The organism is Haloterrigena sp. H1 (genome assembly GCF_005938085.1).
Taxonomy (GTDB): Archaea; Halobacteriota; Halobacteria; order Halobacteriales; family Natrialbaceae; genus Natrinema.
Map to the genome: position 1 here is coordinate 2,858,845 of NZ_SMZK01000001.1, position 24,033 is coordinate 2,882,877.

At 64.4% G+C, this 24,033-nt stretch carries 25 protein-coding genes; 15 read left to right on the top strand and 10 right to left on the bottom strand.

Annotation, left to right across the window (positions count from 1 at the left end):
- Positions 1-78: 78 nt before the first annotated feature.
- From E2L06_RS14315 to E2L06_RS14335, 5 genes are all read left to right on the top strand, one after another.
- Positions 79-702 carry an acetate uptake transporter gene (locus tag E2L06_RS14315; protein WP_138782291.1) on the top strand — a complete coding sequence of 208 codons (624 nt, stop codon included), beginning with the start codon at positions 79-81 and terminating at the stop codon, positions 700-702.
- A 161-nt stretch (positions 703-863) separates the two neighbouring features.
- A complete protein-coding gene (gene rtcA / locus E2L06_RS14320; RefSeq protein ID WP_138782292.1) occupies positions 864-1,940 on the top strand; it encodes an RNA 3'-terminal phosphate cyclase in 1,077 nt (358 codons plus the stop codon).
- Positions 1,941-2,119: 179 nt separating this feature from the next.
- Positions 2,120-3,073 carry a bifunctional 2-dehydro-3-deoxygluconokinase/2-dehydro-3-deoxygalactonokinase gene (kdgK1, locus tag E2L06_RS14325; protein ID WP_138782293.1) on the top strand — a complete coding sequence of 318 codons (954 nt, stop codon included), beginning with the start codon at positions 2,120-2,122 and terminating at the stop codon, positions 3,071-3,073.
- Positions 3,074-3,149: 76 nt separating this feature from the next.
- Positions 3,150-4,463 (top strand): PGF-CTERM sorting domain-containing protein, encoded by a 1,314-nt coding sequence (locus E2L06_RS14330; protein WP_138782294.1) that lies wholly within the window; start codon positions 3,150-3,152, stop codon positions 4,461-4,463.
- 363 nt (positions 4,464-4,826) lie between these two features.
- Positions 4,827-5,381, top strand: coding sequence for a GNAT family N-acetyltransferase (locus tag E2L06_RS14335; protein ID WP_138782295.1), 555 nt, complete (start codon positions 4,827-4,829; stop codon positions 5,379-5,381).
- A gap of 8 nt (positions 5,382-5,389) precedes the next feature.
- Here the strand turns inward: E2L06_RS14335 and E2L06_RS14340 are convergent, their stop codons facing one another.
- Together E2L06_RS14340 and E2L06_RS14345 are read right to left on the bottom strand one after the other, a co-directional pair.
- Positions 5,390-6,688, bottom strand: coding sequence for a ribonuclease R family protein (locus E2L06_RS14340; protein ID WP_138782296.1), 1,299 nt, complete (start codon positions 6,686-6,688; stop codon positions 5,390-5,392).
- An 86-nt stretch (positions 6,689-6,774) separates the two neighbouring features.
- Positions 6,775-7,071 (bottom strand): hypothetical protein, encoded by a 297-nt coding sequence (locus E2L06_RS14345; protein WP_138782297.1) that lies wholly within the window; start codon positions 7,069-7,071, stop codon positions 6,775-6,777.
- 193 nt (positions 7,072-7,264) lie between these two features.
- Here E2L06_RS14345 and E2L06_RS14350 point away from each other — a divergent pair, with 193 nt between their 5' ends.
- The 5 genes from E2L06_RS14350 (at position 7,265) to E2L06_RS14370 (ending at position 10,180) form a co-directional block, all read left to right on the top strand.
- Entirely contained in the window at positions 7,265-7,744 is a 480-nt protein-coding gene (locus tag E2L06_RS14350; protein WP_138782298.1) for an RNA-binding protein, read from the top strand.
- Positions 7,745-7,946: 202 nt separating this feature from the next.
- Complete coding sequence (locus E2L06_RS14355) at positions 7,947-8,396, top strand: CBS domain-containing protein (RefSeq protein ID WP_138782299.1); 450 nt, start codon at positions 7,947-7,949, stop codon at positions 8,394-8,396.
- A 182-nt stretch (positions 8,397-8,578) separates the two neighbouring features.
- A complete protein-coding gene (gene sepF / locus E2L06_RS14360) occupies positions 8,579-8,929 on the top strand; it encodes a cell division protein SepF (protein WP_138782300.1) in 351 nt (116 codons plus the stop codon).
- Between the two features lie 166 nt (positions 8,930-9,095).
- The gene (locus E2L06_RS14365) at positions 9,096-9,758 is read left to right on the top strand and encodes a helix-turn-helix domain-containing protein (protein ID WP_138782301.1); all 663 of its coding nucleotides are present in this window, start codon (positions 9,096-9,098) and stop codon (positions 9,756-9,758) included.
- 47 nt (positions 9,759-9,805) lie between these two features.
- On the top strand, positions 9,806-10,180 hold the full coding sequence (locus E2L06_RS14370; protein WP_138782302.1) for a VOC family protein: 375 nt from the start codon (positions 9,806-9,808) through the stop codon (positions 10,178-10,180).
- Between the two features lie 41 nt (positions 10,181-10,221).
- Here the strand turns inward: E2L06_RS14370 and E2L06_RS14375 are convergent, their stop codons facing one another.
- The 5 genes from E2L06_RS14375 to E2L06_RS14395 all read right to left on the bottom strand — a co-directional run bounded on the left by E2L06_RS14375 (position 10,222) and on the right by E2L06_RS14395 (position 14,379).
- Positions 10,222-11,430: an MFS transporter gene (locus tag E2L06_RS14375; RefSeq protein WP_138782303.1), complete on the bottom strand. Its 1,209-nt coding sequence runs from the start codon at positions 11,428-11,430 to the stop codon at positions 10,222-10,224.
- Between the two features lie 92 nt (positions 11,431-11,522).
- Positions 11,523-12,821, bottom strand: coding sequence for a histidine--tRNA ligase (gene hisS, locus E2L06_RS14380; protein WP_138782304.1), 1,299 nt, complete (start codon positions 12,819-12,821; stop codon positions 11,523-11,525).
- A 58-nt stretch (positions 12,822-12,879) separates the two neighbouring features.
- Positions 12,880-13,470, bottom strand: coding sequence for an asparagine synthase-related protein (locus tag E2L06_RS14385; protein ID WP_138782305.1), 591 nt, complete (start codon positions 13,468-13,470; stop codon positions 12,880-12,882).
- Complete coding sequence (locus E2L06_RS14390; protein ID WP_138782306.1) at positions 13,470-13,820, bottom strand: DNA-binding protein; 351 nt, start codon at positions 13,818-13,820, stop codon at positions 13,470-13,472. The genes E2L06_RS14385 and E2L06_RS14390 overlap by 1 nt, the downstream gene beginning before the upstream one ends.
- 103 nt (positions 13,821-13,923) lie before the next feature.
- On the bottom strand, positions 13,924-14,379 hold the full coding sequence (locus tag E2L06_RS14395) for a 30S ribosomal protein S19e (protein WP_138782307.1): 456 nt from the start codon (positions 14,377-14,379) through the stop codon (positions 13,924-13,926).
- Between the two features lie 98 nt (positions 14,380-14,477).
- Between E2L06_RS14395 and thiL the strand changes: the two genes are divergently transcribed.
- The gene (gene thiL, locus E2L06_RS14400) at positions 14,478-15,383 is read left to right on the top strand and encodes a thiamine-phosphate kinase (protein ID WP_138782308.1); all 906 of its coding nucleotides are present in this window, start codon (positions 14,478-14,480) and stop codon (positions 15,381-15,383) included.
- A gap of 12 nt (positions 15,384-15,395) precedes the next feature.
- Here thiL and E2L06_RS14405 read toward each other — a convergent pair whose 3' ends face one another.
- From E2L06_RS14405 to E2L06_RS14415, 3 genes are all read right to left on the bottom strand, one after another.
- The gene (locus E2L06_RS14405; RefSeq protein ID WP_138782309.1) at positions 15,396-16,553 is read right to left on the bottom strand and encodes a site-2 protease family protein; all 1,158 of its coding nucleotides are present in this window, start codon (positions 16,551-16,553) and stop codon (positions 15,396-15,398) included.
- Between the two features lie 265 nt (positions 16,554-16,818).
- Entirely contained in the window at positions 16,819-17,067 is a 249-nt protein-coding gene (locus tag E2L06_RS14410; RefSeq protein ID WP_138782310.1) for a hypothetical protein, read from the bottom strand.
- Between the two features lie 255 nt (positions 17,068-17,322).
- Positions 17,323-18,180 (bottom strand): molybdopterin synthase, encoded by an 858-nt coding sequence (locus E2L06_RS14415; RefSeq protein ID WP_138782311.1) that lies wholly within the window; start codon positions 18,178-18,180, stop codon positions 17,323-17,325.
- 185 nt (positions 18,181-18,365) lie between these two features.
- Between E2L06_RS14415 and E2L06_RS14420 the strand changes: the two genes are divergently transcribed.
- The 4 genes from E2L06_RS14420 (at position 18,366) to E2L06_RS14435 (ending at position 23,954) form a co-directional block, all read left to right on the top strand.
- Positions 18,366-19,385, top strand: a complete 1,020-nt coding sequence (locus tag E2L06_RS14420; RefSeq protein ID WP_138782312.1) for a CapA family protein — start codon at positions 18,366-18,368, stop codon at positions 19,383-19,385.
- A gap of 117 nt (positions 19,386-19,502) precedes the next feature.
- Complete coding sequence (pyrH, locus tag E2L06_RS14425) at positions 19,503-20,228, top strand: UMP kinase (protein WP_138782313.1); 726 nt, start codon at positions 19,503-19,505, stop codon at positions 20,226-20,228.
- On the top strand, positions 20,225-21,925 hold the full coding sequence (gene lysS, locus E2L06_RS14430) for a lysine--tRNA ligase (protein ID WP_138782314.1): 1,701 nt from the start codon (positions 20,225-20,227) through the stop codon (positions 21,923-21,925). Before pyrH ends, lysS begins: the two co-directional genes overlap by 4 nt.
- Positions 21,926-22,112: 187 nt before the next feature.
- The gene (locus E2L06_RS14435; protein ID WP_138782315.1) at positions 22,113-23,954 is read left to right on the top strand and encodes a site-2 protease family protein; all 1,842 of its coding nucleotides are present in this window, start codon (positions 22,113-22,115) and stop codon (positions 23,952-23,954) included.
- Positions 23,955-24,033: the final 79 nt, after the last annotated feature.

A 24,033-nucleotide genomic window follows, 5' to 3' on the forward strand; every position in this document is an offset into this window, starting at 1 on the left:
GATAGATACCACTGTAGTCTGTCACCATTTTTGTCCAAACATCATGCTTTATAACCCGCGACTCGCTACGGTGTGCTGATGCCTGCAAATACTACTACCGGAAACCCGGGTCCCCTTGGCCTGGCAGCGTTCAGCCTCACGACTATCTTGCTGAGCCTCGTCAACTCCGGACTCTTCGGTCTCGAACTCGAAATGGCGCTGATTCCGATGGCACTCGGTTTCGGCGGCTTCGTCCAACTGCTCGTCGGCATGCTGGAATACAACGAAGGCAACACCTTCGGACTGACCGCGTTTACCAGCTACGGCGCGTTCTGGATCTGGTTTGGCCTCCTCATCACGATGACCCACAACGGGCTCCTCCCGTCGGTCGGCGCACAGGCGATCGGGGTCGTCCTCCTCGTCTGGGGGCTGTTCACCGTTGGCATGTGGATCAGCACGTTCAAGCTCAACTGGGCGCTCTGGAGCGTCTTCCTCATGCTCTCGATCACGTTCTTCCTGCTCGCCTTCGGCGACATCCTCGGGATCGCGTCGCTGGTCACGCTCGGTGGCTACCTCGGTCTCGTCACCGGCGCGGGTGCCCTCTACATTAGCATCGCGGAAGTGACCAACTGGAGTTTCGACGCCGAAGTCCTCCCGCTGGGCGGCCAGCCGCTCAAGTCGAAACCGTCCACTCGCGACTCGATGAACGTCGCCGACGACTGATCGACACCCACAGATAGCCGACCGTCGCAGCCAGCGCGCCCTCCACCGTGAGACCGACGCGCTGGTGACGGTTTCTCTCCACTGTCGACACACCGGCCGGACACCCGATAAGCACGGTCGGTGTCCAACAGTATAGGATTCTCGAGCCCATAGCACCGCCTATGACGTCCCCTCGCGTCCTCGATGGCTCGAGCGCCGGCGGCCAGTTCCTCCGGACCGCGCTCGCGCTGTCGGTCCTCGCGAACGAACCGATTCGCCTCGAGAACGTCCGCGGTGACCGGCCGGACCCGGGCCTGGCACACCAGCACCTGGCGGTCCTCGAGACGATCGCCCACGTGTGCGACGCCGACGTGTCGGGTGCCGAACTCGGTGCGAAGACGATCGCGTTCGAGCCGGGACTCGAGACGGACGGTAAGCGGACAGGCCGCGGGCAACTCGCGGGCGGCGAGTACGACATCGACATCGGGACCGCGGGCAGCGTGACGCTGCTGTTCGAGGCACTCCTGCCGCTGGCGACGGTCCTCGAGTCGCCGCTGTCGGTGACGGTCACCGGCGGGACGGACGTGGCGTGGTCGCCGCCGCTGGATTACTTTCGATACGTAAAACTGCCCTTGCTCCGGCGGCTGGGCCTCGCGGCTGCCTGCGAGGTCGACCGCCGGGGGTTCTACCCCGCCGGCGGCGGCCGGGCGACGCTGCAGGTCGCCCCCTCGACCCTCGAGTGGGTCGATCTCGTCGACCGCGGCCCGATCGAGGGGCTTCGGGTCTATTCGACCGAATCGGCGTCGCTGGCCGACCGCGACGTGGCTCACCGACAAGCCGACGGCGCACTCGAGCGGCTTGGTCGCGACGCCACACCCGATCTCGAAGAGCGCTGTGAGACGACCGCGGACAGCGCCTGTCCGGGCTCTGCGCTGGTGCTACGACTCGATCACGGGACCGGCGTCGCTGGCGTTTCGGCCCTCGGCGAGCGCGGTACGCCGGCCGAACGCGTCGGCGAGGACGCCGCCGACGCCGCGATCAGATTTCTCGAGGGCAACGCTCCTGTCGACCGCCACATGGCCGACCAGTTGTTGATCGTCCTCGCGGTCGCCGGTGGGCGCGTTCGCATCCCGACCGTGACCGACCACGTCGAGACCGGCTGTGCGTTGCTCGAAGATTTCGGGATCGACGTCGACCGCAAGCGCGACGGCGAGGCGACGGTCGTGTCGGTTCCCTCGCCGCTGCCCGAGACACGGTAGCTCGGCCACTGCAGCCGCCTTTGGCTCTGCACTCGCAGTCCACAGCCGGTCGCAAGCGGTCGATCCGGTGGTTCGTTCGTCGGCTGACCGCCATAACTTATATCGGTGCCGTCCGTTGACAGAACTATGACCGGCGGACACACCGTCGTTTGCGGCCGCGCGAGCCGAGTGGTCGATTCGTGAGCGACATCGTCACCTTCGGCGAGACGATGCTCCGGCTGTCACCGCCGGGTTCCGAGCGGCTCGAGAACACCGACGAACTCGAAGTCCGTGCCGGCGGTGCAGAGAGCAACATGGCCATCGCGGCGAGTCGACTGGGCGCGTCGGCGACCTGGCTGTCGAAGGTCCCCGAGACGCCGCTTGGCCGCCGCGTCGTCGGCGAACTCCAGAGCCACGGCATCGAGACGGACGTCGTCTGGAGCCACCGCGGTCGGCAGGGGACGTACTATCTCGAGCACGCGGGTGAGCCCCGCGGCACGAACGTAATCTACGACCGGGAGAACACCGCCATCTCGACCGCGGAGGCCCGCGAGTTCGACATCGACCTGATTCAGAACGCGCAGGTGTTCTTTACCACCGGGATCACCCCCGCGCTCTCGACGACGCTTCGGGACACGACGCTAAACCTGCTCAAGGCAGCCCGCAAGGGCGGCACCTCGACCGCCTTCGATTTCAACTACCGGAACAAGCTCTGGTCACCCGACGAGGCCAAAGAAACGCTCACTAAGCTGTTTCCGGGCATCGACATCCTCGTGATCGCCGCTCGTGACGCCCGGACCGTCCTCGACTTCGAGGGCGACCCGCGCCAGCTCGCCCACAAACTCGGCTCCCAGTACGACTTCACGACCGTCGTCGTCACCCGCGGCGAGGAAGGTGCGGTCGGCTGGCACGACAGCGTCGTCCACGACCACGCGGCCTACGAGACCGACACCGTCGATCCGATCGGCACCGGCGACGCCTTCACGGGTGCGTTTATCGCCCGTCGACTCGCCGGCGACGACGTGTCGACCGCCCTCGAGTACGCCGCGGCGACGGCCGCGCTCAAGCGGACGATCCCCGGCGACGCCGCACTCGTCACCGCCGACGAAGTCGAGGCCGTCGTCAAAGACAGCGGCGAAGGCATCTCTCGGTAGCGGATCACGATCCCCCGACGATTGGACGGATTTGCCAGAACGTGTTTTATGGACGCGTTGAAAGTCACGGTGTACAATGAATCGTGGAACCGCACTGCTGGTTGCACTGCTCGTGACCACGGGCACCGTGGCAATGGCTGCGGCTGGTGCAGCCGCGACGACCGTGGACGGATCGACGACGATCGACGCCGAGGCCGGTACCGACCTCGAAGGGACGGCCGACGGCAGTACCGAGCTTAACACCAGCGCCGAACTCACCACTAGCACCGACACCGAGACCAGTGCTGACGCCGGTGCCAACAGTAATGCCGACAGCGGTACGACCGTCGCGTTCGAGCTCCAAGGCGACGCCATTACCGACTACCGCGTCGACGGCGAACAGACGTTTGCCACCGTTGCTGTCCAGTCCCAAAGCGAGACCGACTCGAGTTCCAGTGGCAGTCTCGAGGGCGCCGTCGGGCTCGAGGCGGCGACGAACCTAGACGGTGCGGGCCTGTCGCTGGCGACCGAGACGCAAGCCAGCACCGAGGTTCAGGCCGCAAGCGGTGCGACCCTGTCGGCTCACGACACCCCACGCGGTACGCTGGTCGTCGAAAGCGGCGACGAGGCCCAGTACGTCAAGGCCGAGCTCGGAGCCGACGCCGAGGCCAGCGAGAACGGTGATCGGGTCCGCGTCGAAACGGACAGTCGCAAGGGTGTCTTCCTCGTGGTCGGCGACGGCGAGGTTGGCGTCACCGACGGCACTGTGACCGCCGACCTCAGTGAGGATGCGACACTTGCGTTTCGCTCCTACGCCGAGGGCGAGCGCGACGAACACGCCCAGTACGAAGAGTCGCTGATCGCCGATGGCAACGCCGCCGTCGAAGTGAGCGCGGTCGAGCGCGACGGCGAGATCGTTTCCGACGCCGTCTCCTATGGCCAAGGGACCTCGGCGACAGCGAGCCAGACCGCCGCGAATCAGGTCAACGTGACCGTCGATCGAGCCGTCCACGAGGGAACGGTCGTGATGACCACCGTCTCCGAGGACGCCGTCGGCAGCCTCGAGAACCTCACGGTGCGCGTCGACGGTGAGGCCGCTGTCGAGGCATCCTCGAAGAGCGAACTCGAGGGTGCGATCGGCAGCGACGAGTCCCGATACATGATCGTCCAGGACGCAGGGGTAGACGGACAGACGACGGTCTACGTCGCAGTCAATCACTTCTCGACACGAACGCTGACGATCGACGGCAACGGTGCTGACGGAAGCAACGGGTCTGAAACCGAGACGAGCAGCGACGACGCTACGGAAGACGACACGAACAACGGAACCGGCGACAGCATGCCCGGCTTCGGAGCCGGTGTTGCACTGATCGCCCTGCTAATCGGTGCCGTCGCTCGGCTCCACCAGTAACGGAGCGAGACCTTCCGATTGCCGTTTCCCCGTCGGTTTCAGACCGTCGGACAGGGTGCCGGACACATACCGATCGGACTCGAACGCCGTTACCGGCGGCGACAGGCGCCGGGCCGTGATCGGTGTTCACGGACTGGGAGCCAATATAGTAACAACTGAAACGGCTCCCACACCGATCACACAGCCGTCATGCGGTTGGGCGTGCAGTGACGTTCAGTGGCTGCTATAGTAGCAGCACCTCGAGCGCGGCCGACCGTGGCAGATCACGGCGCGTCCGCGAGCGGATTCCTCGTTTGCCGCGACCGTAACGGATCGATAGCAGTCGCCTGCCGCTTTTTACCGGCTGCCGTGATAGCCACCCCCGTGACTCGAGTCGTCCGGCAGGCGACGGTCGACGATATCTGGGCCGTCCACGAGATCGCACGCGAGAGCTGGCACGCCGTCTACGATGACATCCTCGGCTTCGACACAGTCGACGACGTCGTCGACGACTGGTATGCGATCGGCGACCTTGAGGCCGCGATCACCAACACCGGGTGCCGTGACGATGCCGCATTTCTCGTCGCCGAGACGGAAGGCGACGCCGCCGCCGCCGCTGCCGACGGGGCCGGCTGCTGGTCAGCCCCCGAACTCGATGGCTTCGCCCACGTCGTTCCGTGGCCCGAGGACACCGCAGTCGCGTTTCTCGCGTGCCTGTACGTCCGGCCTACCGTCTGGAACGAGGGGACCGGCACGGCGTTGCTCGAGGCCATCGAGACGGGAGTTGCGGCTAGCTTCGACCGCGGGCGGTTGGCTGTCCTCGCCGACAACGAGATCGGGATCTCGTTTTCCGAATCGCGAGGCTTCGATCGCGTCGGGACACGGTCGTCCGGGCTCGCTGTCGGACTCGAGGAACACGTCTACGAGAAGGAGTTGTAAGCAGGTCGTTACAGCGTCTTCTCGGCCTCGCTCTCATCGACGACTTCGATGCCGCGGTTGTTGACCGCCATCGGGTCGAGGCCGACCTCCTGGAGGAAGGTCTTGTACTCGCGTTCGCACTGTTCGGCGTCTTTCTGTTTATCGCTGGCCCGGTCACAGAGTTCGACGAGGTTCTCGGGCACGTCGTTTTTGTAGACGATCCAGTGGTTGATCAGGTCCGACAGGCGGCGGATCGGGCTCGTGAAGTGGCCGTAGATCTCGAAGTTCAGCGCGTGGTGGCCGCCGAACGGATCGTTCATGTATCGGGCCCGGGGCATCACCTTCATCACCGCCCACTGGATCTTGTCCAGCTGGCGGTCGGGGGCCTCCTCGAGCGTGGCGTTGACGGCTTTCCGGGGGTCGTCCCAGGTGCTGCCGGGGATCGAGACGCCATCTAAGTCCTGGATCTCCTGGAGGGCTTCGGACCACTCGTCGGGGCTTGGCTGGGGATGGACCCGGTACATGGCCGAGACACCGCGGTTCCACATCAGTTCGTGCGTGACGGCCTTGTTGGCCTTCAGCATGCACTCCTCGATGATGGTGTGGGCACGGTCGCGGCTCGGGTTGAGGACGAGCGAGCCGTCCTCCTTGCGCTGTTCGTGCATCCGCTCGGCGAGATCGTAGACCAGTGTGTTCTCCTCGTGGAGCGGCGCATCGGGGTCGTCGAGGCGCTTCTCGGCTTGCGCGTAAGTAAGTCGCTCGTCGGACTCGATGACGGACTTGTAGATCTCGATGTTCTCGTAGGTCAGGTTCTCCTTGTCGAGGTGCATCTCGACGGTGTGGGCGAGTCGCTCCTCGTTTGGCACGAGCGAACAGACCGTCTCGGCAAGCACCGGCGGGAGCATATGGACCGTGTAGCCGGGCAGATAAACCGTGTTACTGCGCTCGACGGCTTCGTCCCACATCGCCGTCTCGGGATTGACGTAGTGGGTTACGTCGGCGATATGCACCCAGAGGACGTACTCGTCGTCGCGTTCTTCGATCGAGAGCGCGTCGTCGAAGTCCTGGGCGTCGATCGGGTCGGTGGTCCAGGTCGTCAGCTCGCGCAGATCTTTCCGCTCGTCGATCTCGTCGCTGATCTCCTGTGTTACGCCCTCCGTCCGGGCTTCGGCCTCCTCTAAGACCTCCGGCGGGAACTCGTAAGGGATCTCGAACTTCTCGAACAACTCCTCGCGCTTGTTCTCGAGATGGCGCGCGAGGTCTTCCGAGACCTCCACGGGGCCTTGGCCTTCGACCGTACCGGCCTCGGCCTGTGCGTCGTCACTCATGGAGACGGCTACGGACGTAAGGGTGAAAGTCGTGTCGGGACGAGGGCACCGCTCTCGCCGTCCCGGACGATGGGACGGTCGCGGCGCTACCGCTCGCGCTCCTCGAGCGTGCCGTATCGCTCCTCGACCGCCGCGAGATAACGCGCGAGAAACGCCTCCTGGCTCTGCGTGTCGGCGTCGAGGTCGACCAACAACGCCTCGAGTTCGTTCCGTGGGTGGTGACACAGATCGCGGTGACAGGCCTTACAGAGGTATTCAAAGGTCTTGTCGTCGCGGTCCCAGCGATCGCCGTGCTTGTCGTACTCGCGGGCCTCGTCGCGCGGCCGCTCGGCACCACAGGCAACGCACGTGACCGTCTCCACCCGGTTCCGAGAGGGCCACATACGCAGGGCTAACGGCATGAGAGTACTTAGCGATTGGCACACTTCGCGGGCAGCGTGAGGGGCAGGCACTCGAAGCCCCGCACACGGTCGCGGACCCACGCGGGAGCGTCCCGTCAGTGACGGTGGGTCGTCCCGTCACCGGCACGTGATGCCGAATCTTATCTATTAAATGCGTACGGGCGGTAGCACGGGTATGCAGGTCAAATCACGACATCACCTCCGCAGCGACGCCGTCTCGGAACTCGAGACCGCACTCGAGGAGCACCTCGGCGTCTCGCCCGAGGGAGACACCTACGAACGCGTCGAGTTCGAGGACACCGACTGGGAGGTCGTCCTGATCGACGGCGAACCGCGAGTCGCGTACTTCGACGAGGAGCCGTTCCCGACGGTTCGCGGTGCCAACGCCTACGAGCCCGACAAGCGACTGGTCACCGTCGACGCAGGAGCCGTCTCGTTCGTCAGCGACGGCGCGGACGTGATGCGGCCCGGGATCACGGAGGCCACCGACGACATCTCGCCGGGCGATCTGGTCGTCATCGCCGAGGAGTCCCACGGAAAGGTGCTCGCGGTCGGTCGTGCCCGCGTCGACGCGGCCGATATGGTCGGCGACGAGGGAAAAGTCGTCGACTCGCTGCACCACGTCGGCGACGAACTCTACGAGTTCACCGGCTAGTCGAACGGACGCCGTCGGTCGTCTCCCGTTCGGTTCCCATGCCGGGACCGGCGCTTCCTTCTCGGGTATCGCTGTCGCGACCTTCGTGAAACGAATGGATGTCTGTTAGACCATTAGTTGGAAGAAATGCCAGTAATACTAGCTCCTAAAGGACATATGTCCATCGAAGCTAAATACTGTCACGTGGTAGCATGGGGTAGCGATGATCGAACTGACAGTCGACACCGTTCGTCTCCAGTCGCCACGGACGATCACCACCGGCACACCCGTCTCCGAGGCAGCCACGTATCTCCGACGGAACGACGTCTCTGCGCTGCCCGTTCTCGTTGACGGATCGGTCGTCGGCATCGTCACCCAGTCGGATATCGTCGCCCTGGTCGCGGAAACAGACGACAGGCCGGCCGTGCGGATGGTTATGTCGTCGCCAGTGACCACGATCTCGCCGACCACGACGCTGACTGCAGCCGCCGAAACGATGCGAACGGCCGGCGTCAAACACCTCCCCGTCGTTGATGACGGGAGCTACCGTGGCTTGCTTTCGATCCAGACGCTGGCTCCGTACCTCTCGCGACACCACCTCAAGGTCGAACCCAACGACGAATCGATGCGTATCGAATCGGCCGACAGTCACGAACTCACGGTGAGTAACTGAGACGGACCGCTGTAAGGCAGTTCCATCGAAACCGCGCCCCATCCGCGGTTTCACCGATCAATCGGTACTGCAACCCGTATGAGCGCGTCGAGCAGCCGGCGTCTGCCGGTGGGTCGTTCACGACACCCGAACGGTCACGTCTGACGTAAGAACTATGCACACAGCGACGGACTCTCTCGCCTATGGGATTAATGAGCAAAATTCTTGGCGGGAACCAGTCCCGAACTGTCGAGGACTACACCGAACTGAATCTCGAAGACGTCTCTGCGAGTTCGGCCGAGGCAACGATGCAGGTACACATCGCAGAAGTCGCCGGACAGGCGGACGCGATCGACATCAAAGACGCCGTTTACGACGGCGACATCGTCATCGCGGATATCACCCGCTTGCGGACCGAAGACAGCACTGTCGAACACATCGTCGACGAACTCCGACAGGTTGCCCAGGAAGTCGACGGTGACATCGTCCGGAAGGGAGATGACCAGATGATTATCACGCCGACGGGCATCCGGATCAGCCGCGAAAAACTGTAGTCACCATCTTGTCGGGGTGTCGATGGCCCCACCGTACCGTCGAATCAGCGGCCAAGCACAGAGTCGGTGAAGACGACTGTGTCGCTGGTTCGGCGTTGGACGCTAAATTTTCACCCGGCGGGAATTGCCTGTGCTGATTATGCTGTGTGCATCCGTTCGAACCGATATGACGGGCTTTCGTGCGACGGTCGCGGTCAACGAGCCAGTGGGCTGTCCGCTCGCCGATGTCTCGGCGTGTGCCGGCGAACAGATCGACGGCGTCTCCCGATCGTCACGACCAACGGCCAATGGGATGATCGTCGAGGAGTTCGGCGTCGCGGCGGACGTATCGATCGCCGGCGATCACGGCGCCGAGGTGACGCGGGTCCAATCCAACGATCGCGAAGCGATCTATCGGTTCGAGCGTGAGAGTGATACCAACTGTGCGTGTGAAATAATCGAGCAGACGGGAACGCCGGTTTCGTCCGTCCGTGCCCAGAACGGCTCGTTGTACCTGTCCTTTCGGACGCTCGAGCTCGAGACGATTAGCGAAATTGTCGAGGAGTTGCGCACTGCTTTCGATGGGATCATCGTCGAAGAGCTCTCGCAGGATCACGAGGACGTCACCGCCGATCCGGTCGTCGTCGACCGAAATCAGCTCACGAGCCGACAACGGGAGATCGTCGAGACGGCCCACGAGATGGGGTACTTCGAGTACCCCAAAGGTGCGAACGCGACCGACGTAGCCGAGGAACTCGGCGTTGCACGATCGACGTTCACCGAACACCTGGCAGCGGCGCAGACGAAGCTCATGGACGCCCTGCTCGAGGCAGAGCGGCCCCAGCAGTAACGGCGATACGCCAGTAACGCTTTGACAGTCGACCGTTTGCTCACGATATGGACGTCATTCACACTGCGCTGTGGGTCTCAGACATCGAACGGACGCGCGACTTCTACGTTGACGCGCTTGAACTCACCGAAAACTGGTCGTTCACCGGCGACGACGGCGTCGAAAACGTCTACATCGGCGGCGACAACGCGGAATTTCAGTTCAAGTACGATCCCGAGGGCAGTCCCGACATCGATTCGGGGACGATGGCACACGTCGCCGTCGGCGTCGACAGCACCGACGAAACCGTCGAGCGGTTGGGCGAGCGCGTCGATCCACCGATCGAGACGGCACCGACGACGATGGACGACCTCGGTCTCCGCGTCGCGTTCGTCGAGGATCCCGACGGCTACATCGTCGAACTCGTCGAAGAACTCGAGTAAGCGGCCCGAGGGACAGCCGGCGGTCGGCGACGCTCGCGTCGCTACGTGTCGGACCTATCGACCGCAGCGGGGGTCGCGACCGGCGGCGGCGTCCGGACGACGTAGACGAGGAGCCCAGCGGCGATTGTCACGACGGCAGCCAGAAACAGCCAGGCAGTCCGATAGTCGGCCGCATCGGCGAGGTAGCCGAACGCGGGTGGCGCGACGAGCGCGCCGCTGGTGAGCGCGAGTTGGCCGCCTGCGGTCGCACCCCCCATCTCGTCGGCCCGCACGAGCGTCGCCATGACGGAGTAGTAGACGCCGGTGTACCCGAGGACGAAAAAGCCCAGAATGGAAAACGCGATCGCGGTGTCGCGTTCGGCCGTCGTCGCTGCGACCACGACGAACATGGCCGCGCTGCCAAGCGACTGGGCGATGAGCACCAGCCCGATCCTGACGCGTGGCTCACCGGGCAGGGCGTCGCTCAGCCAGCCCGTCAGGACGCGGCCGACGCTGCCGAACACCTGGACGAGTGCGAGGACAATCCCGCCGAACGCGACGGACGCGCCGATCGATTCCTCGACGTACAGGACGGTGTAGCCGGTGGTCGTAAACAGGGCCGCGCCGAGAAAGAGACCGGCGGTCGTCAATGCGACGTACGACCGGTTCGCAAGCAGCGCGCGACAGTCGGGATAGCCGTCCGCACCGCCCCGGCTATCGCTCGCATAGCTCCGATAGAAGCCGACGGCGACGAGCGATCCGACACCAGCGGCGACGAGAAACCCGGCCTGCCAGAACAGGACACCGGCGAGGCCGGTGATCAGGAGCGCACTGATACCGCTCCCGCCGGTGACGCCGACCTGCTTGATACCCATCGCGAGGTTCTGATGGCCCGGCTCGACGTTGTCGAAGATCGCCTTGTTCGTGCCGGGTATCGCGGTCCCGTACATCGATCCCAGGACGAACACCGCCGCGAGCAACAGCGCGTAGGTCGGCGCGCCCGCGACCAGCAGCGTCCCTGCTGCGAGCCCGACGAGGCCGAGCGTCAGCGTCAGCCGTTCGCCGAATCGGTCCGTCAGCGCACCGAGTGGCAACAGGAAAACGGCGTAACCGAGCGTGAGCGTGGTGACGACGAGTCCAACCGAAAACCGGGAAAGCCCGAACGCGTCCCGGAAAAACGGGGTCGCGGCGAACACTGTGTAATAGCAGATACTCGCGGCAACCTGCCACGCCGTGACGAGTAACACTGTCCGCCAGGACGACCGATCCATTGACCGGTGGTCATTGGCAAACGGGTTTCAAAAGCATACTGTTCTCGAGAGTCTGCCGGCAGCGACGGGGCTCGAGCGTCGATCCGAATCGCTTACTCGAAGTCCGCAAGCGTCGGCCGCTCGAAGTCGCCCGGGAACTCGTCGACCGGCACCTGCGTCTGGTCGCCCGACGCCATGTCCTTGATCGTCACCTCGTCATTCGCGAGGTCCTGTTCGCCAGCGATGACGACCGTCTCGGCGTTAATCGAGTCGGCGTAGTTCAGTTGCGCGCCGAACGAGCGCCCTGCGATGTCGGTCTCGACGATGTGGCCCCGCTCGCGCAGGTCGCGAACGATCTGCGCTGCTTCAGCCCTCGTGTCGCCGATCTGGAGGACGTAGTAGTCGGTCGTCACTTCCTCCTCGGGCCAGACGCCGGCCCGCTGGAGCAACAGCGACAGCGTCGCGTGACCGGGCGCGACGCCGACCGCGGGCGTCGGCTGGCCGCCGAAGCTCTCGATCAAGTCGTCGTAGCGGCCGCCGCCGAAGATCGATCGCGAAACCTCGCCGGCGGAGTCGAAACACTCGAAGACGACGCCCGTGTAGTAGTCCAGCCCGCGGGCCGTCTCGAGCGAGACCGTACAGTACTCGCGCGCGCCGAAGTCCTCGGCGGCTGCGAGCACGTTCTGGAGGTTCTCGACGGCCGCGGTCACGCGCTCGGTGTCGGCGACGGCCTCGACCGCCTCAAGGTCACCCTCAGCGATGAGATCGGCGAACTCGGCGGCCTGGTCGGCCGAGAGCCCGGCATCGATCAGCAGATCGTGGTACTCGACCTGGGAGATCTTGTCGGACTTGTCGACCGCGCGGATCGCCGCCTCGGTGTCGACGTCGGCGTCGTAGCTCTCGAGGACGCCCCCGAGGATGTCGCGGTGGGAGACGCGGAACTCGAAGTGCTCGCCGGTGAGGCCAAGGCCGGTCATCGCGTCGGCGGCCCACGCGAGGATCTCGGCGTCGGCTTCAGGCTCCGAGGAGCCGAAGATGTCGACGTTGGTCTGGTAGAACTCGCGGTAGCGGCCCTGTTGGACCTGCTCGTAGCGCCAGAACGGCCGCGTCGAGACCCACTTGATCGGCTTCGACAGTTCCTGTTGTTTCGCGACAACCATCCGGGCGACCGTCGGCGTCAGTTCCGGCGTCAGCGTGACGTGGCGGCCGCTCTGATCCTCGAAGGAGTAGAGTTCGTCGACGATCTCGTCGCCGCTCTTGTCGGTCCACATCTCCGCACGCTCCAAGGCCGGCGTGCCGATCTCGCGGAAGCCGTATTCGCGGGCGGTCTCCTCTAAGACATCGGTCGTCGCCCGCCGTGACGACATCTCACCGGGGTAGAAATCACGAAACCCCTTAATCCGGTCGTACATGACCACCCGTTGGGCGACGACGACCTTCTATTCTTTCGTTCGGCGACGGCAATGCGCGTCAGCGAACGTTCGTCACGGAGGTCTGATCGTGATCGGGGAAGTACTCCGCGATCGCCCTCGGCCCCTCTCGGTCGGCGATAAGCGCCCGGAGTTCGGCCTCGTAATCGGCCCTGTCGATCTCCTCGCTGGGACCGGCAGTCACGTCCAGTCGTGCTTCGACCAGCCGGTCGACGGCGGACCGACCGAACCCCGACAGCGGCGCGATGTAGTCGACATCGTGGCGGTCCTCTAAGCTCTGGGCCTGGGCTCGCGAGACCGTCGGGACGCGGTCGTCACGACGGGTACCGTCGGCGATCGCGTCGAACTCGCGGGCCGCGAGCTCCTCCAAGGCGTGTGTGTGAACCAGCTGAATGCCGTTGCGAGGGTAGCCGTCCTCGCGAATCCGCTCGACGGCCTCGTGGGCGACATCGGGATCGCACTCGAGTCGCTCGAACGGGAAGCCGACCGTCTCGGCCGTCTCGCGGGCGTGTTGCCAGTCGTCACTGATACCGAAATGAGCGGTCACGAGCGTCACGTCGTAGAACTCCTCGAGCAAGAGCGCCGCGAGCGTCGAATCCTTGCCGCCGCTGTAGAGCAGTCCGAGCTCCATCACCGGCGCTGGATGTCGAAGCTCTGGGAATCGGGTTGCAGCTCTTTGAGGAGCTGTTTCATCTTGTTGTCGTCGATTTTCCCCTGGATGCGACCGCTGCGGGCGAGGCTGACGACCTGGCGCTCGACCTGCTCGCCGAACTGGGGTTTGCTCATCTTGACCGTGTTGAGCCGTTTGCGGGCGTCGTCAGTTAGATACTGGCGCAGCAGGGCGTTCTTCTGGGCCTCGGCCTGTTGCTGGGCCGCCTCCTGGGTCTCGTCGCCTTGACCGCCCTCGGCGCGGTCCTGCAACTGCTCCATCTTTTTCTGTCGGAGCTCCTCGAGTCGTTCGTCGTCGGGTGAGCCACTCATAGCTGTGATTTAGTTATCGCGCAGGCGGGAAAATGATTACGGACACGGATGCGGATAGCGATAGCTCTCGGCGGTGAAACCAGTACGAAAACGATCCCGTGAATTACGCGTAGCGCTCGAGTTCCGGCCGGTCGAGCTCTTCGAGGACGTCGCCAGCGGTGTCGTCGAGCAGGCTCTGTCCCGCGGCGGTGATACGGCGTCCCTCACCTTCGGCGGTCTCGACGAGGTCTTCCTCCTCGAGCTGCTGAAGGATGGTTCGAATGAGGTTCTTCGAACCGTCGGTTCGTTTGTCGGGCGCGACCTGATAGCGGTTGGAGCCGCCTTTCGCGCCGCCGTACTCCGTCGAGAGTCGTTCGACGCCGACGGGACCGCGGTCGGCGACCTTGCGCAGGAGGCTTGCGGCACGGGTTGCCCAGAAGTCCTCCTGTTCCGGTGGCAGTTCCTTGTCGACGCCAGTCTTGGCGAAGTTGCCCCAGTCCGGTTCCTCGAGTCGATCCGCGAGATCGTCGGCGAGCGCCTCGATGAGGTCGTCCGCCGGAACGTCGTACATCGTAGCCATTGGCGTGTGATTCCCGTCGGCGGCATTTAAGAGCATCGTATCTCGGCAGCGCCGCGTCGGCCCGGACCGTTTTTCGCACTCGAGTCGAAACGAGAGGTATGGACGAACGAGCCGCTCTGGCGCTGCTCGATGGGGAACTCGAGGCTGCCGGGGACGATGCCGCCGTCGTCGACGGGCTGGTCGTCACGACGGATATGCTCCACGAGCGGACGGACTTTCCGGACGGAACGACACGCTACACGGCCGGCTGGCGCGCCGTCGGCGCGTCCCTGTCGGATATCGCCGCGATGGGTGCCAAGCCGACTGCTGCGGTCGCTGCCTACGCCGCCCCCGAGTTCGACCGTGACGAACTGCTCGCGTTCGTTCGCGGCGCGAGTGATGTCTGCGAGCGGGTGGGTACCGAGTACGTCGGCGGCGACTTAGATGGCCACGACGAGTTCACCGTAGCGACGACCGTGATCGGTCGAACCGACGACCCGGTTCGCAGACGCGGCGCACAGCCCGGCGATGTCGTCTGTGTGACCGGCACGCTCGGCCGGAGCGCGGCCGCACTCGCGTACTTCGAGCGCGCGACCGGTGACGACGAGGCTGCCGAGCGCGCCTTCGAGCGAGCGAACGACCTGTTCCGGTTCGAACCGCGGATCGAAGCCGGTCAGGCCCTCGCCCCCCACGCGACCGCGATGATGGACTCGAGCGACGGCCTCGCCCGCTCGCTCCATCAGCTCGCCGAGGCCAGCGACTGCGGGTTCGCGATCGAATCCGACCGGATCCCGATCGCCGAGGCCGTCCGCGAAGTCACCGACGGCGACGAGGAGGCGCTCGAACTCGCGACGACCTTCGGCGAGGACTTCGAACTCGTCGCGACGCTCCCCGAGGACGCGCTGTCTGCGGTCCAAGCGGCGACTGACGTTTCACTGTCGGTGATCGGCTCGGTTCGCGAGGCCGACGACGGCCTCACCATCGACGGCGAGCCGCTCGCGGATCGCGGCTACACGCACGGCTAGACCGACGAACCCTCATCCGATTATCATGACTGGCACCGGCATGAAACAGAGCAATCCGAGGCCGAACGTGACGGCCCCGAGGACGAACCGACCCCGCCCGAGTCGCTCGTCCTGAACCGGCGTGGCCGGCCCTTTCGAGGCGAGAAACGCCGTCAACACCCCCCAGAGGATCCAGACGAACACCGTATTCACGCTGTAGCCGTCGACGTAGAAGAGGTACGCGGCGAGTGCGAACAACACGCCCGGCACCAGCGCCGCGATCGTCTCCTGGAACTCGCCGGCCATCGCCCGGAGGATGTGACCGCCGTCGAGTTGGCCCACCGGGATCAGGTTGAGGAAGGTGACGAACATCCCGACCCACGCACCGATGACGACCGGGTTCACCCCGGTCGCCGGGTCGTCACGATACAGCGGCTGGTCGAATCCTGCCGCGAGTAACTCGAGCAAGGGCGGATAGCCGAGTTCGATTCGGATCGAGTTGGGGTCCTGGACGACCGCCTCGGGGACGGTCACGGGCGGGAGATGCAAGCCGATCACCGTCACGACGATCGTCGCGATCAGCCCGGCTAACGGGCCGGCAACCCCGATATCGAACAGTGCCTTCCGGTCGGGCATCCGGCCTTTCAGCGTGATGACTGCCCCCATCGTCCCGATGAGCGTCGGGACCGGGATGAAGTAAGGCAGCGACGCGTCGACCTGATGGTAGCGGCTCATGACGTAGTGACCCATCTCGTGGATGCCGAGCACGCCCAGAATGGCCGCGGTAAACGGCCAGGCCTGCCAGATCACGGTCGGATCGGCGAACGGATCGAGCTGGTACCAGAACGAGCCCGCAAACAGCGTCGAACACACCGTCAACAGGAGCAACACGATATTCGTCCAGGGAATCCCGTCGACGCCGACGGTCGTCGGCTCGGCGACCAGCGCGTACTCGCCGTGACGACGCTCGAGCGTGGCGTCGTACCCGCGCTCGCGAAACGCCGGCCAGAGCTCCCGCATCACCCGCTCGGGGTGGGCCAGTGGATCACCGTAGTAGACGACCTGTCCGTCCTCGCGGCGAACCTCGTAGACCGCAAATACCGATTCGATCCGATCGATCGGCGGGCCGTCCTCGAGCGAGCCAGCGGCCCGCCCCGCCGTGTCGAATCTGGACCGGTCGACGTCGTCCATCACCTGCGATTCACTCTCGGCGGGTATAAATCGACTGTCGTCGGCAGGGCCATCCGTTTCTCCTGACCGGAGCACTGGCGTCGGGTCGCGGTCCTCGGCACGCGACACGACGTGTCATCAAGCAGGTTGTCGGCAGTGAGCAGACGACACGCGGCGCTCAACCGGAGGAAAACGCAGGATCGGCCACCCATGTCGGCGGCAACGACATGGGAAACGGAGAACGGGGACGGTCGTCGAGCGAGCTAGTTCGGACGGGCGACGTTAGTTAGGCAGGTGCGACGCGCCACGTCGTCGCACTCGTGTACGACCACTTCTCGATCTCGAGGTCGGAGACGGAGCCGGAACCGGAGAGCTTGGCCATCAGCGCGCCGATCTCCTTGGGTGACATACCGACATCGTCTGCGATGAACTTGCCTTTGAAGTACAGCTCGCCGTCATTTTCGGCGCGTTCGCGCAGATAGCGTTTCAGGCGGCTTTCCTTGCTTTCCGTGGAGGGGTGGGCTGTCGTGCTCATCGACAGTTCCTCCTTGACAGGGAAACCCGTTATAAAGGGAGGATGGTTAGCGACGTTTCGATTGTGTTTAGATATCTGGGGGTAAGAGCTTTTTTAGAGTTCGTTAAATAACTTTTAATTACTACCTCAAATCTCTCGAGACGTTTTAGAACCGCTTCTAACGTATTATCTCTATCTCGACAATCATGGCAAATACAATATCGTATTTTTCGACCGTTTCGATATTTCAGAGTTCGATGTAAACGAAAGCAACAGTCAAGGTCTGTCGTGGACCCAGAACTCATCTTCGACTGTCACTTCTTTTTTGAACAGCGGGACCTCGTCTTTCAAACGGTTGATGCCGTCTTCGACTGTCCGGAACGCCTCCTCACGGTGCCCCGCAAGGACGACGACGAAGACGATGTCTTCGCCGTCCTCGACGATCCCCGTCCGATGGTAGAGTTCGACGTCGAAGACGCCGTCCCGCGCCTCGAGGTCGGTTTCGAGGTCTGCCATCCGTTCGTCGGCGACACCCTCGTATTTCTCGAACTCGAGATACTGTGTGCGCGCGTCGTCGGCACTGTCTTTCGCGCGGACCCGGCCGGTGAACGTCGCGATCGCACCGGCTCGGTCGACCCGCGGCGATCGTTTGAGACGCGCCACCAGCGACTCGAGGGTCTCGTGGGGGTCGGCGGACTCGAGGGCCGTCACGAGGTCCTCGAACTCGAGATCACCGGGCCCGTCGACGGCCGCGATCGTCTCGTCGTCGGCTTCGTCGGCAGCGCTGGATGATCCGACGACGACCGAGGGATACTGCAGCGTCGGTACGCCAATGACGACTGCATAGTCACAGTCAGTCGCGAGGCTATCGAGTGCGTCACCGACAGACATCCCCGTTCCCGAGGCAGTCCAGTCGCCGTCGACGCCGAGGTCGTAGGTTACGTCGCCACCGACCGTGGTGATGTCCTCGCCGAACGTGAGCGATTCGCGTGCGTCGGTTCCGTCGGCGATCGTCGCGTCGTACCTGACGACGCCGACTCGCCCGCGCTCGGCGAGTCGATCGACGATTCGATCGACGACCGCCTCGAGCGTGTCGCCGTTGGCCCCCTCGTCCCGAACACCGAGTACGTGCATGTCTGAGGTATGGTCGGCTCGGTCTTTGTAGCTGTCGCCGACTGAACGAGCTCTAGTAGCAACTGAAACGATTTACACACTGCTCGCAGCGGGGCGCGAGCAGGTGTGCAATGATTTTCAGTGACGACTATCAGAAACCAGAGCCGAGTGAGAGATCTTTGCACGTGCTGCCCGAAGACTCGCCTATGCCCCTGCAACTCGGCTTCTCGGGCGACGTCATGCTCGGGCGAGTCGTCGACGACCGCCAGCGCCGCCGCCCCGTCGATGCGGTGTGGGGATCCGCCCTCGAGCGCCTGCGCAGCCTCGACGGGCTGGTGATCAACCTCGAGTGTTGTCTGTCGACGCGCGGCCAGCAGTGGCAACGCACCTACCGACCGTTTCACTTCCGGGCCGACCCCGACTGGGCGATCCCCGCACTCGAACGTGCTAGCGTCGATATCTGCGCGCTAGCGAACAACCACATCCTCGACTACGAGGAAGTGGCGCTGCGGGATACCCTCGCGGAACTCGACGAGGCCGGCATCGCGCGTTCCGGTGCCGGGGAGACGATCGACGAGGCGCTCGAGCCAGCGGTTCGGACGATCAGCGGTTCGAACGCGGACAGCGACGACGAACTCGAGGTCGCCGTGATTTCATTGACCGATAACACGCCGGAGTACGCCGCCGACGAGGATTCACCGGGAACGGCCTGGATCGAGATTGATGTCCACGACATGGAGACGCGACGACGCGTGAGGGAAGCGCTCGAGCGCGCACGCGAGACGAATTCCGACCTGCTAGTCGCCTCGCTGCACTGGGGGCCGAACATGGTCACGGAACCACCCGAGTCGTTCCGAGAGTTCGGCCGCTGGCTAGTGGAAGAAGGCGTTGACGTCGTGCACGGCCACAGTGCTCACGTCTTCCAAGCGATCGAGGTCCACGAGGGCCGGCCGATCATCTACGACGCCGGGGATTTCGTCGATGACTACCAGGTCGACCCCGAGTTGCGAAACGACCGGAGTTTCCTGTTCGTGCTCTCGGTGACAGCCAACGGCAACTTGACCGAACTCCGATTACATCCGACCGAGATCGACGACTGTGCGGTCCACGAAGCGAGTGCAAGTGTAGCCGAGTGGTCCCGTAAACGGATGCGGAACCTCTCGGCCCCGTTCGGGACCGAATTCGATCGGGACGGCGACGCGCTCGTCTTATCGCTCGAACACTGACAGGTGACCGTACAATCCGCGAACCACGATCTCGATTCGACACTCGAGCGGTGTGTCACCGTATCGTCCGGGCAGTTGGCAACCCTTAAGATAGCAACTCCGCTACACCGCGATAGTATGAAAGTGGTCGTCTCTATCGGTGGCAGCGTCCTCGTGCCCGAACCCGGCGCGGATCGGGTGGCCGAGCACGCAGCCGTCATCGAAGACCTCATCGACGAGGGCTGTCGGATCGGTGCCGTCGTCGGAGGTGGCGGTGTCGCCCGCGAATACATCTCGGCTGCACGGAAGCTCGACGCAAACGAAATCGAGCTCGATCAGTTGGGGATCGACGTCACGCGGCTCAACGCGCGGCTGCTCATCGCTGCACTGAGCGAGGAGTCCGTGACTGCGCCCGCGCTCGATTACGAGGAGGCCAGCGAGGCGCTCCGCCGAGACGATATCTGTATCATGGGCGGAGTCGCACCAGCACAGACCACCGACGCTGTCGGGGCCGCGCTGGCAGAATACATCGATGCCGACCTGCTCGTCTACGCCACGAGCGTTCCCGGCGTCTACAGCGCCGACCCGAACGAGGACGCGGACGCGACCAAGTACGACGAGCTCTCCGCGACGGAACTGGTCGACGTCATCGCCGGCCTCGAGATGAACGCCGGGGCCTCCGCCCCGGTCGACCTGCTGGCGGCGAAGATCATCGAGCGCTCGGGGATGCGGACGATCGTCCTCGACGGCACCGACCCCGACCGGATCGCTCGCGCGGTCCGCCACGGCGAACACGGCGGCACCGACATCGTCCCCGACGGTGTCGGTGCGGAACCGACCTACTGGGCGAGCGACGAGCAATGAGTACCGACGGCGACACGGACGAAAACACAGCCGACGAGTCGGATTCGGAGGCGATCAGTCCCTATACCCTCCAGCACGAGGACGCGAGCGAGACGCGGCATGCCTTCTGGGCCGATACGGTCGCTGACCGTGTCGAGGCTCGAGAGCCGGACGAACCGATCGTCATCAAAGGCGGCATCTCGCCGTCTGGCGTTCCCCACCTCGGGAACGTCAACGAGATTATGCGCGGCTACTACGTCGCCGAGGTCCTGCGCGACCGCGGCTACGAGGTCCAGCAGGTCTTCACCGCCGACGACCGCGACCCGCTCCGGGGGCTGCCCCGGACGCTCTGTGACTTAGAGGGCAATCTCGTCGATCTCGGCGAGGTCGACGCCGGCGCACTCGGCCGGAACCTCGGCGCACCCTACACCGATATTCCGGACCCCTTCGGCTGCTGTGACTCCTATGGCGACCACTTCTCGACCATTATCCAGAACAGCGCCGACGCCGTCGACGTGCCGATCGAGCTGGTCTCGAACACCGAACTGTACGAATCCGGCGAGCTCGAGGACGTCACCCGCTTCGTTCTCGAGCATCAGGATCGCGCCCGCGAGGTTCTCTCGCAGTACCAAGACAAGGTCGACGAGGACTACGTCCCGTTCAACCCGATCTGCGAGGAGTGTGGAAAGATCACCGAGACGGTAACGAGCGTCGACGTCGACGCCGGAACCGTCGACTACCGCTGTACCGACATGGACGCCGGCGATCAGACGATCGACGGCTGTGGCCACGAGGGCACGGCCACGTTGCGCGAGGGCAAACTCCCCTGGCGCTTCGAGTGGCCCGCCCAGTGGCAACTGCTCGGCGTCGACTTCGAACCCTTCGGCAAGGACCACGCCGAAGGCTCCTGGCCCAGCGGACAGGACGTCGCGCGTAACGTCTTCGAGATCCAACCGCCGGTCCCGATGGTCTACGAGTGGTTCACCCTCGAGGGCGAGCCCTTCTCCTCCTCTGCAGGGAACGTCATCCTCGTCTCGGACGTGCTCGAACTCTTAGAGCCCGAAGTGCTGCGCTATTTCTTCGCGAAGGATCCCTCGAAGGCCCGGGACTTCAGCATCGAACGGCTCGATCAGCTCGTCGACGAGTTCGACCGCCTCGAGGCGATCTACTTCGGCGAGATCGAGGCCGACGAGGACGAGCAGGCCTTCGCCGAGCGTGTCTATCCCTTCGTGGTCGAGGAGCCACGCGAAGAGCGCATTCGACTGCCGTACACCTTCGCCGCGGTGCTCGGGATGACCGACGACCCCGACCTGCGCGAGGAGATCGCCCGCCGGGAGGGCCACATCCCCGACGATGCGCCCGAGTGGGCCGTCGACAAGGCGCTCGAGCGCGTCGAGCAGGCCCGCAACTGGGCGCGCCGCACCGGCAACGAGTTCGATTACGAACTCAAGCGCAGCGAGATCCCGGCCCACGACTTCGATGCGGACACCGAAACCGCACTCGCGGAACTGGCCGACTTCATCGAAGACGGTCACGAACCCGACGAGATCCAGGGTGAGATCTACGAGGCTGCGAAGCGAAACGATGTCGACGTCGGTGACTTCTTCGGGGCTGGGTACCGACTCTTCTTCGACGAAGACCAGGGACCGAAACTCGGTCCCTTCCTCGCGAAAGTCGATCAGGAGTTCGTCGTCGACCGACTCCGGCGCGAACGGTAAGCCGGTCCCGCCAACGGTCCGTTCGAGACTAACGGACAGGAGTCAGCGACAGCCTGATGTGCTCGCAGGGACCCGAGCAACGGGCGGTCGTCTGCGCTCGAGACGTAATTCGAGGTATCGACCAGTCTCGGTTCCGAGAGATGGATAGACAAAAGCCATTTGAGACTGCCGGTCCGAATCACTACTAATGGATCACGGTTTCCCCGCTGTCGTCTCACCCCCCGAGATCTACGGATCGGAGGTTCTGACGTGGGTTCTGGTCGGCCTCCTCCTCTACTGGATTGCGGTCCTCGGCCTGCGAAACGGCGGCTATCTACCCGATTACATCGGTACGCAAGGGCCGATTCTCACGTTCCACACGAAACGCGGCCGTGCCCTGCTCGATCGGCTCGCACAGCCCAAACGGTTCTGGCGCGCGTGGTCGAACCTCGGCGTCGGCATCGCGATCGTCGTGATGGTGAGCATGTTCGTCTTTCTCATTCAGGGCGCGATAGCCGCGCTCTCGTCGCCACAGGTGTCGTCCTCGGCGGTCCGACAGCCACGCAACGTCCTCGTCATCCCCGGCGTCAACGACTTCCTGCCGCTTGCGGCGACGCCCGGCATCGTCTTCGGCCTGCTCGTCGGGCTCGTCGTTCACGAGGGGGGCCACGGCCTGCTCTGTCGCGTCGAGGACATCGACATCGACTCGATGGGGATCGCGATGCTCGCCGTTCTCCCCGTCGGCGCGTTCGTCGAACCCGATCAAGAGAGCAGCAAAGCGGCCTCCCGCGGCGGCCAGACTCGGATGTTCGCCGCCGGCGTCACGAACAACTTCGCGATCACGCTCCTTGCCTTCGCGCTCCTCTTTGGCCCCGTCGCCGGCTCGATTGCCGTCGCACCCGGCGCTGCCGTCGGCGGCGTCGCAGACAGTTCCCCTGCTTCCGAGGCCGGGATCGAACCAAACGACCGTATCACGGCCATCAACGGCACCGCAGTCGAGAGCAACAACGACCTCGCGAACCGACTCGAGGCCACCGATGGCACTCAGGTAAGCGTCGAACTCAACGGCGAGGAGACGGTGCCGGTCGATCGCGCGTTGCTCGTGACCGCAGCGACCGACGATAGCCCGACGGGGCTGTCCGCTGGCGACAAGATCCGCGCGGTCGACGGCCAATCGGTCGCGACCGAACGCGGCTTCGTCAACGCCGTCGGCGACGACGAGCGCGTCAATCTGACGATCGAACCCGAAAGCGATGGGGATCGCGTCGAGCGCGAAGTGACGATCGGCGCTGCGGTCTCGATCGTCGAAGATGAGCCACTCGAGGGCCAGACGGGGCCGACCGATGAGACGATGGTCATTACCCGCTTCGACGGCGAACGGGTGCACGACTATGGGGTCCTCGCCGGGCTGCTCGAGGACACCGAGCCGGGCCAGGAGGTCACCGTCGAGAGCTATTTCGGCGATGAGCGTGAGACCTACACCGTCACCCTCGACGAGCATCCGCGCGCCGACAGTGGCTTCCTCGGCATTCAGCCCCAGCCAGGAACGTCCGGCGTCTCGATGAGCGACATCGGCGTCCAGCTCTACCCCGCAGGTGAGTATCTCGGCCTGCTCGGGGGCGACGGCGAAACACAGTTCGGACCGATCGCCGACACATTCCTCGGCAAGATCGGCGTGGCGCTTCTGTTACCGGTCATCGGCGTCAGCGGCGTGCTCCCCTTCAACTTCGCCGGCTTCACCGGTGGGATTCAGAACTTCTACGAGGCCCAGGGCGCACTCGGCGCGTTCGGTGACGGAGGCGTCTTCCTGCTGGCGAATCTGTTGTTCTGGACCGGCTGGATCAACGTCCAGCTCGGCTTTTTCAACTGCGTCCCGGCGTTCCCGCTCGACGGGGGACACATCCTCCGGACGAGCACCGAAGCGATCGTCTCTCGGCTCCCGATCACCGCCACTCGTGGCATGGTCCGCGTGGTGACGACCACGGTCGGCGTGACGATGCTCGTCAGCTTCCTCATGTTGCTGTTCGGGCCACAACTGCTCGCGGGCTGAAACCGGGGCCGCCGGTGCCGTTCGATCGACGAGGTAGATACCGTACAGTGGACGCGACCGGTCACATGCAGGGCCATCA